This window comes from Mesorhizobium sp. M7A.F.Ca.MR.362.00.0.0 (assembly GCF_004023175.1).
Lineage (GTDB): Bacteria > Pseudomonadota > Alphaproteobacteria > Rhizobiales > Rhizobiaceae > Mesorhizobium.
This window is the reverse complement of the sequence record NZ_RZTF01000375.1, coordinates 1-6,284: the sequence shown is the minus strand read 5'-3', so window position 1 is coordinate 6,284 and position 6,284 is coordinate 1. Positions and strand designations below refer to the sequence as shown.

7 protein-coding genes and 2 pseudogenes are annotated in these 6,284 nt (G+C 58.5%); 5 read left to right on the top strand and 4 right to left on the bottom strand.

Annotated elements, in window-relative coordinates; translation table 11 throughout:
* Positions 1 to 791 precede the first annotated feature (791 nt).
* Positions 792 to 1,079 (bottom strand): annotated as a pseudogene (locus tag EOC06_RS30405) (glycosyl hydrolase 108 family protein); the annotation flags it as partial.
* 80 nt (positions 1,080 to 1,159) lie between these two features.
* Positions 1,160 to 1,564 (bottom strand): hypothetical protein, encoded by a 405-nt coding sequence (locus tag EOC06_RS30400; protein WP_127327852.1) that lies wholly within the window; start codon positions 1,562 to 1,564, stop codon positions 1,160 to 1,162.
* Between the two features lie 141 nt (positions 1,565 to 1,705).
* Here EOC06_RS30400 and EOC06_RS30395 point away from each other — a divergent pair, with 141 nt between their 5' ends.
* From EOC06_RS30395 to EOC06_RS30385, 3 genes are all read left to right on the top strand, one after another.
* Complete coding sequence (locus EOC06_RS30395; protein ID WP_164762597.1) at positions 1,706 to 2,764, top strand: acyltransferase; 1,059 nt, start codon at positions 1,706 to 1,708, stop codon at positions 2,762 to 2,764.
* Between the two features lie 453 nt (positions 2,765 to 3,217).
* Complete coding sequence (locus EOC06_RS30390; RefSeq protein WP_128309530.1) at positions 3,218 to 3,577, top strand: calcium-binding protein; 360 nt, start codon at positions 3,218 to 3,220, stop codon at positions 3,575 to 3,577.
* A gap of 108 nt (positions 3,578 to 3,685) precedes the next feature.
* Positions 3,686 to 4,408, top strand: a complete 723-nt coding sequence (locus tag EOC06_RS30385; RefSeq protein WP_245470226.1) for a thermonuclease family protein — start codon at positions 3,686 to 3,688, stop codon at positions 4,406 to 4,408.
* Positions 4,409 to 5,035: 627 nt separating this feature from the next.
* Here EOC06_RS30385 and EOC06_RS45215 read toward each other — a convergent pair.
* Positions 5,036 to 5,353, bottom strand: a complete 318-nt coding sequence (locus EOC06_RS45215; RefSeq protein WP_368773611.1) for a GNAT family N-acetyltransferase — start codon at positions 5,351 to 5,353, stop codon at positions 5,036 to 5,038.
* Positions 5,354 to 5,364: 11 nt separating this feature from the next.
* Here EOC06_RS45215 and EOC06_RS43890 point away from each other — a divergent pair, with 11 nt between their 5' ends.
* Entirely contained in the window at positions 5,365 to 5,709 is a 345-nt protein-coding gene (locus tag EOC06_RS43890) for a hypothetical protein (RefSeq protein WP_245470224.1), read from the top strand.
* Between the two features lie 22 nt (positions 5,710 to 5,731).
* Positions 5,732 to 6,067, top strand: a complete 336-nt coding sequence (locus EOC06_RS30375) for an RES family NAD+ phosphorylase (protein ID WP_245466353.1) — start codon at positions 5,732 to 5,734, stop codon at positions 6,065 to 6,067.
* Between the two features lie 38 nt (positions 6,068 to 6,105).
* Here the strand turns inward: EOC06_RS30375 and EOC06_RS43885 are convergent.
* Positions 6,106 to 6,284: pseudogene (locus EOC06_RS43885) on the bottom strand (segregation and condensation protein B); the annotation flags it as partial.

Sequence of the window (6,284 nt, the reverse complement as noted above, 5' to 3'; positions counted from 1 at the left end):
CAATTGCAGTGGGCCCGCCCCTACTGGCGGGCAGAGGCGGACCCGGCCCAGGCTTGGGGGCCTCGACCGGCAGCGGGGGACGCTGCCGCATTTCCAACCTGCCTCGACATTTCAGGTTCCACTAATGCACAAAAAAGCCCGCCACCTTTTGGGGGCGGGCTTTCCAAAACTGTAATTCTCTTGATTAGGTCCCGGAAGAAACCGTAGACGAGCTGGGCGAAGCAGTTACCGACGACAGCCGCTCACGTTTCGTGAAAACGGGCTTCTGATAGGTCTTCTTCATCGACATTCCCCTTTGCCAATCCGCAATGTGTCACTCTTTGCCTTCGACCGGCCAGCGTGTCAATCGCTCGACAAGAAGGGCGATTACATATTTGCCAGACCCGGTGGAGGCAGCGGTGGTTTGTGCTACAAAATCAGCCATGCTCCCTACGCGCTGTTTCCGTTGTTTTGTTGGAACCGTAATCCTCAGTGCAGCCATGCTTCTGGCCCTCTATTGGTTTGGCCCCATAGGATTTGTCCTCGTCCTCGGCATCGGCCTGCCAGCGCAGTTGGCTTTGAGCTTTTACTGGTCCGATCTTGAAGCTCGTAAGGGCCGGGGCGGGAATACGCTGAAAGACGAGGGCTTCTAGCACTACCCAGCCGTAGGGGAATGGCTACAGCATTAGCGACTTGAAGAGGATGAACAGCGAATCCACGGACAGATTGTTGTTCGCCTTCAGATACCGGCAAACGTTGTGCAGATAGTCGAAGTCGTAGGGTCGAGGTTCCGGCTCGTACGCCGCGCAACATTGACCTGGGCCGCTGTGCACTGCGAAATCAAAGACGGCGTAGTCGACGCCGCCGGGAAGCTAGGCGCCGGCCGTCGCATCCCAATAGAACCGGCGATAGACCGTCGCAACCTGGGCATCAGTGATCTTGCGCAGATCGGCCTTGGTAGCGTCGGCTTTCACATAGCGCCGGAAGTTGGTGAGCGTGACGCCTTTCATAGTGGCGCCGCCGGGATCAGCCGGATTGTCCGACCAGAGGCCTTCAGATTTCAGAACGAGCGCAAGCGCCCCCGCGAAGTTGCGGTCCATGGCTAGTACCTTTCCGCCCTGAGGGGCAGTTGTTGAATTGGCAATGGAGGTGGAAGGCTGAAATCAACCGGTCGAGCAGATCAGCGGTCTAGCCGCTCGCACTCATCAAGTAGGCCACCAAGCTCGAGGCAGAGATCGACGCGGCCGAGGCTGTTGGCGGTGTCATTAATCCCCATCCGGCGGTTGTAGGATGTGACGGTGTCTTTCAGTTGAGAAACACGACCGGCCTTATGACCGCTCGAATAAGCGAAACCAGCGATGCAAACACTTGCGGTGATTGCAAGCGCGGCAGTCTTGGCGTTCATTGATATTTTCGCCTCTCGAATCAACTTGGGGAGAATTCGTCCATGGAAGACAGTTTGACTGAAATAGCGGCGCGGCTCCAGATGCTCTGGAAGGCTTGGGCTCCCGCAATCGGCCTTGGCGTTGCCGCAGCCATCGGCATGATTTGGACCGTTTATTTGCCGATAGTTGGGCTTCGCCATCTGCTCGGGTACAACTAGCGGGGACTCGGCCCCTGGGCCGCCAGGGCCGGCTGAATGCGCGCCGCTAGGCCGAGAGCCTACCAATGGCCAAGCCGCTGTTTAGCTTCGACAGTTGCAGGACGGCTTGGTCCCGGAGGCATAATGATCGTTCCGAAAAGATCGTATCGATCCATCCAGGGTTTACGGGCGATCGCCGCTTGGATGGTCGTCCTCGGGCACGCAGTCATAGAGGCAAACGCACTGTCCGGCCAGAATACCCTCATGCCCCTTCGCCCATACACTGACGTCATATGCCATTTTGGTGTCGATATCTTTTTCGCCATAAGTGGGGCGATAATGTATTTGATCACGCAGCCAAGACAGGATGCCGGACGGATAGCGGACGCTGGTCGTTTCACGCTCCGGCGCGTACTGCGCATACTTCCTTTGTTCTGGCTGTCCATGATTCTCACGCTCTGGACCGGGAGGGGCACGCCGCCACCTGACGTGTGGGCCTGGACGCGCCAGCTCTTCCTCATCGATTTCCCTTTGCCCCAGCCAGTCGGCTGGACGCTTGTATTCGAGATCAGGTTCTATGTGCTGGTTGCTGTCATCGTGATGATATTTCGAAACCGCAAGCTGGGTTTTGCCGCTATGGCTGTCTTTCTTGTGCTGGTATCGCAGGTTTGGCCGACAGCCGAAACGATGACAAGCCCGATCATGTTGGAATTTGTGATGGGGATCGCTGTCGCGGCGCTATGCCAATCAGGGATCCGCTTGCCGGCGAGCTTGCTGCTCTTGGGCGCCGTGGGTTGGTTTCTCTATGCCTCTATTTGGTTATACCCCACCATGGAGATCAATGCGTTCCGCTGGTACGGCTTCGGTCCGCCTGCCGCGTTGTTTCTTTGCGCGGCGATGATGCTGGAGCGCGATGGCAAGCTGAGGACGCCATCACTGGCGCTGGCTGCCGGAAACGCTAGCTACAGCACGTATCTCTGGCACCTGGGCCTGATAGGCGTATTGAGCTCGTTCTGGTCGCGTAGCCCCCTGGCGAGCGTCGTCCATCTTTTTACGTTGCTTTTCCTGACGGCCGTCGTAAGCGCAGTGAGCTATCGCTTGATCGAGCGACCGCTTATCGTGCTTTCGAAACGCCGCTTAGAGAGCGGGGAACTGCATGGAGCCCTGAAAACTGGATTGCCCCAGCGGCTTCGATCTGGCTGAATGGCGATTTAAAGAGTATGTGCGTTGACGTCGCCCCAGCCTAAGAGCGCACACCGAACAAAGCGGGCTCCCTTGCAAAGACTCTCGTCCTGGTAGGCCTGAAATTGGAAATCGATGTTCAGTGCGCAGCCGCAAAGAGCGAGCCTATGAGACCGTCCGGACCGAGATCGTCAAGATCAAAACTGCTATTGAGGCTCATCACGGAATTCAATTGGAGCGACTACGTCATCGCCGCAATCCTAGTCGCGGCAAATTATGGTTTGATTTCTGCAGTCACCGGGGCCTGGGCAATCGAATACGGCTACATTCGGCTACTACTCGATTTCTAGCCGCGCAGATCAGCACGCCCTGCCATCTTATCGACAATCATGGCTTTAGCTGATCAGGCCATTTCGCCCGGCAGTTGCAAGCAGTTGGATCTTGTGCAACTCTTCAAAACTGGGGAGTGGGCAAATGTATTGGCAAAGGGTGTTGTCTTTAGGGGCTTTGCTCCTCTTTTCTGCTTGCAAATCCGACTACTTGAACAACTATGATTCGGTGACGCTCGCGGCCGGCGATGCGAACCACGCCAACCTGCTTCTGCAGACCGTCGATCCCTTCAACCCAAACAGCAACAACACCCACATCGAGGGCGACGGCGCCCGCGCGGTGGCCGCCTTCAATGCGTATCGGCGCGTGGCGCCCGCTGGTGGTGCCGACTTGGACTGTGCAGGCGGCAAGGGAAACAACCCGGTTGTAGCCGGTCCTGTTAAAATCACTGGTGCTGACACCAACCGGCTGGATGGCGATCACGACGGCGTAGGCTGCGAGTAAATGGACAAATCCCAGTACGAAAATCGCTCAAACCAATGGCGCAAACGGCAAGGTGCACAGCGTCGGCGTGCCCGCCTAATAGCGGAAATCCCAAAGCGGCTGGTCTTCGTGACGGTTGCTGCGGCAGCCGCCTTCGTTGCGCAGTTCGCCGTGCAGCACGGCGAAGGCGCCCCTGACCTTCACGTTTCCAACTGGATCGGACGTACCCCCGAGCCGATCGCTGGCGTCGCCTCAATCATCGACGGCGACACGATCGAGGTCCACGGGCAGCGGATACGCTTCAACGGCATCGACGCTCCCGAGTCAGCCCAACAATGCGACGACGCTAAGGGCGTTCGCTACCGGTGCGGTGCCAAGGCCGCGGCGGCGCTAGACCGGTTCCTAGTCGCCTCGAGGCCGGTCACATGCGCCTTCGTCGCATGGGACCGCTACAACCGCTTTGTAGGCGACTGCCGGCGCGCCGATGGCGCCAGCATCGCCGCCTGGATGGTCGAGCACGGCCAGGCGATCGATTGGCCTCAATACAGCCATGGCGCCTATGCGGCGCAGCAGGCGACGGCCGAGGCGGCGAAGGTCGGGCTGTGGGTCGGAAAGTTCCAGCCGCCGTGGGAATGGCGCGCTGGACCTGTGGACGATGTCCGGCCGGCGGTAAGCCAACCGCTCGGCATCATCAATCGCCAACAGGTAGCGCAAAGCTATTCCTGCCAGCCGCGGCGGAAATGCTCGCAGATCAGCTCGTGCGACGAGGCTCAATGGTATCTCAGCAACTGCCCCTGGGGCGGTAAGTTGGACCGCGATGGCGACGGGCAGGCGTGCGAAACCCTATGCTGAAATATGTCCTGGCTTTTTGTCTAGTCTCGACGCAGTGCCTTGCCGGCACGCCTAAAGGCGAATGTCCGAACCTTTGGAAGATGTATGGGCTGTTTATGAGGGCTTCGCTGATCTGCAACTTCCCGGAGTCGAATGCGATTAGGAAGACCCACAGCTTGCTGAAGAAGGATTGCCCTACATCGACGGAGGCTCTAGCCCGTCGGTACATGACTGACGGATTTCGCCAATTCGACAAGGACGTGGCGAGCAAAGGCCATCCGAAGGCTTGCGGTGAGATGTTCACCTTCATGGACTCGGTGGGTGGCCTATAGCAGCGGCAGGGGCGCGCTAAAATGGATTACTACATCTACGAGAACTGGACCCACGATCGTGGCCGGATCCATAGAGCTGATTGCGGGTTTTGCAACGAGGGTCAAGGAACGCAGGCTGGAACGGGAGATAGGAACGGCCGCTGGCACGGTCCGTTTGACCGAGAAGCTGCTTTCGAAAAGGGCGCCCAACTCAATCGCGCTGACATGCGAGCATGCTCAATTTGTGATCCGTAGACGGTTGCGCGGCGAGATTTTGGTGTGGCATTGGCAGGCAAGAGGTATCGACGACCGGCCGGTCGAGATCCGGTCGGCCCACTTACGCAGGAACAGATGAACAAGCTGGTTCAGCGACAGCGGGAAGCGCCGCCCCATCTACATCCGGAGAAGGTTTCGGATGCAGATCAAGATACATGAAAGGGTGTTCTAAAGCCCGGTTGTCAGCCGTGTCTAGAAGCGTGAATCCGCACTTTTCGTAGAACCCGACCGATTTCTCTTTGGAGTCAACAATCGCGAACCTGCACCCGACCATGGGGCATATGTTTGTCTTCGCAATACCGAGTGCAAACTCGACCAGGGCCAGACCCAGTTTTTTGCCAGCGTGACGATCGTCTATTGCAAGGCGCGCTATCTTGATGGCTGGATAAAATGATACCGAAATTTCTTGGTGCCAGCATCCTCTGCGGCCCCGGTGCGGACGACGCTCACTTCTCCGGAGACGATAGTGATGAAGCCAAGAAGGTCGGCGCTTCCTTCCATCACCGCCACCCAGGTACGGGCAAGACTATGGTCTTCGTAGGGAAGGGCCTCTTTGCGAAGAAAGCTCTTCAGCGGGCGGTTGTGTTTGCCAGCCAAAACAAACCCGGGGATGTGACACCCAAATGGGCCTTCTTGCCCACCAGCGGTGCAGGCGCAGCGATCGATGGCGGTCGTTTCAACCGGCCAGGCGTCGAAGCACTCTATCTGACGCCGTTCGACCCAGACGGCTCTTGACGAATACAAGCAGGGCGCCAGCATCGTCCCGCCGGCAACGCTTGCCGCCTACAAGATCACGCTCGCTGAGGTGGCCGACCTTTCGCAGGGATTCGACCCGGAGATCTGGGACAGCGCTTGGCAGGAATGGGATTGTGCCTGGCGCCAGATCGCTCGCATCGACAAAAAAATGCCGCCCTCGTGGAAGCTCGCGGACCTGATCATCACGGCCGGGCTCCGCGACATCCTGTTCCCGTCGCTGCGTCACGCCGGCGGCACCAATCTGGTGATCTTTCCGGCCAATCTTGTCGACGGCGACCATGTTGCGGTTCACGATCCCGACGACCGGCTGCCGCACGACCAGTTATCTTGGCCCTGAGTTGCTGGCTGTCGTAAGCAACCTGGTTTCCGATCAGTTCAGAGCGCCTCATCTTCAACGATGCCCGTCGTGGGCTCGCGCTCTTCGCCGTCGCTCTCCCCCCGGCCAAACCCGATTGGTATATCCCCGGCCAGCAGCTTTTCCTTCGACAGCAGCCCAGCATCCTCGAGCGCCTCGAAATCCGGCAGCTGGCGCAGCGTGTCGAGCCCGAACTGCG

Excerpts from the sequence above, each read along its gene's own strand:
- EOC06_RS30400 (WP_127327852.1), bottom strand. The coding sequence starts at position 1,564 with ATGGCGAAGCCCAACTATCGGCAAATAAACGGTCCAAATCATGCCGAT.
- EOC06_RS30395 (WP_164762597.1), top strand. The coding sequence starts at position 1,706 with ATGATCGTTCCGAAAAGATCGTATCGATCCATCCAGGGTTTACGGGCG.
- EOC06_RS30390 (WP_128309530.1), top strand. The coding sequence starts at position 3,218 with ATGTATTGGCAAAGGGTGTTGTCTTTAGGGGCTTTGCTCCTCTTTTCT.
- EOC06_RS43890 (WP_245470224.1), top strand. The coding sequence starts at position 5,365 with ATGATACCGAAATTTCTTGGTGCCAGCATCCTCTGCGGCCCCGGTGCG.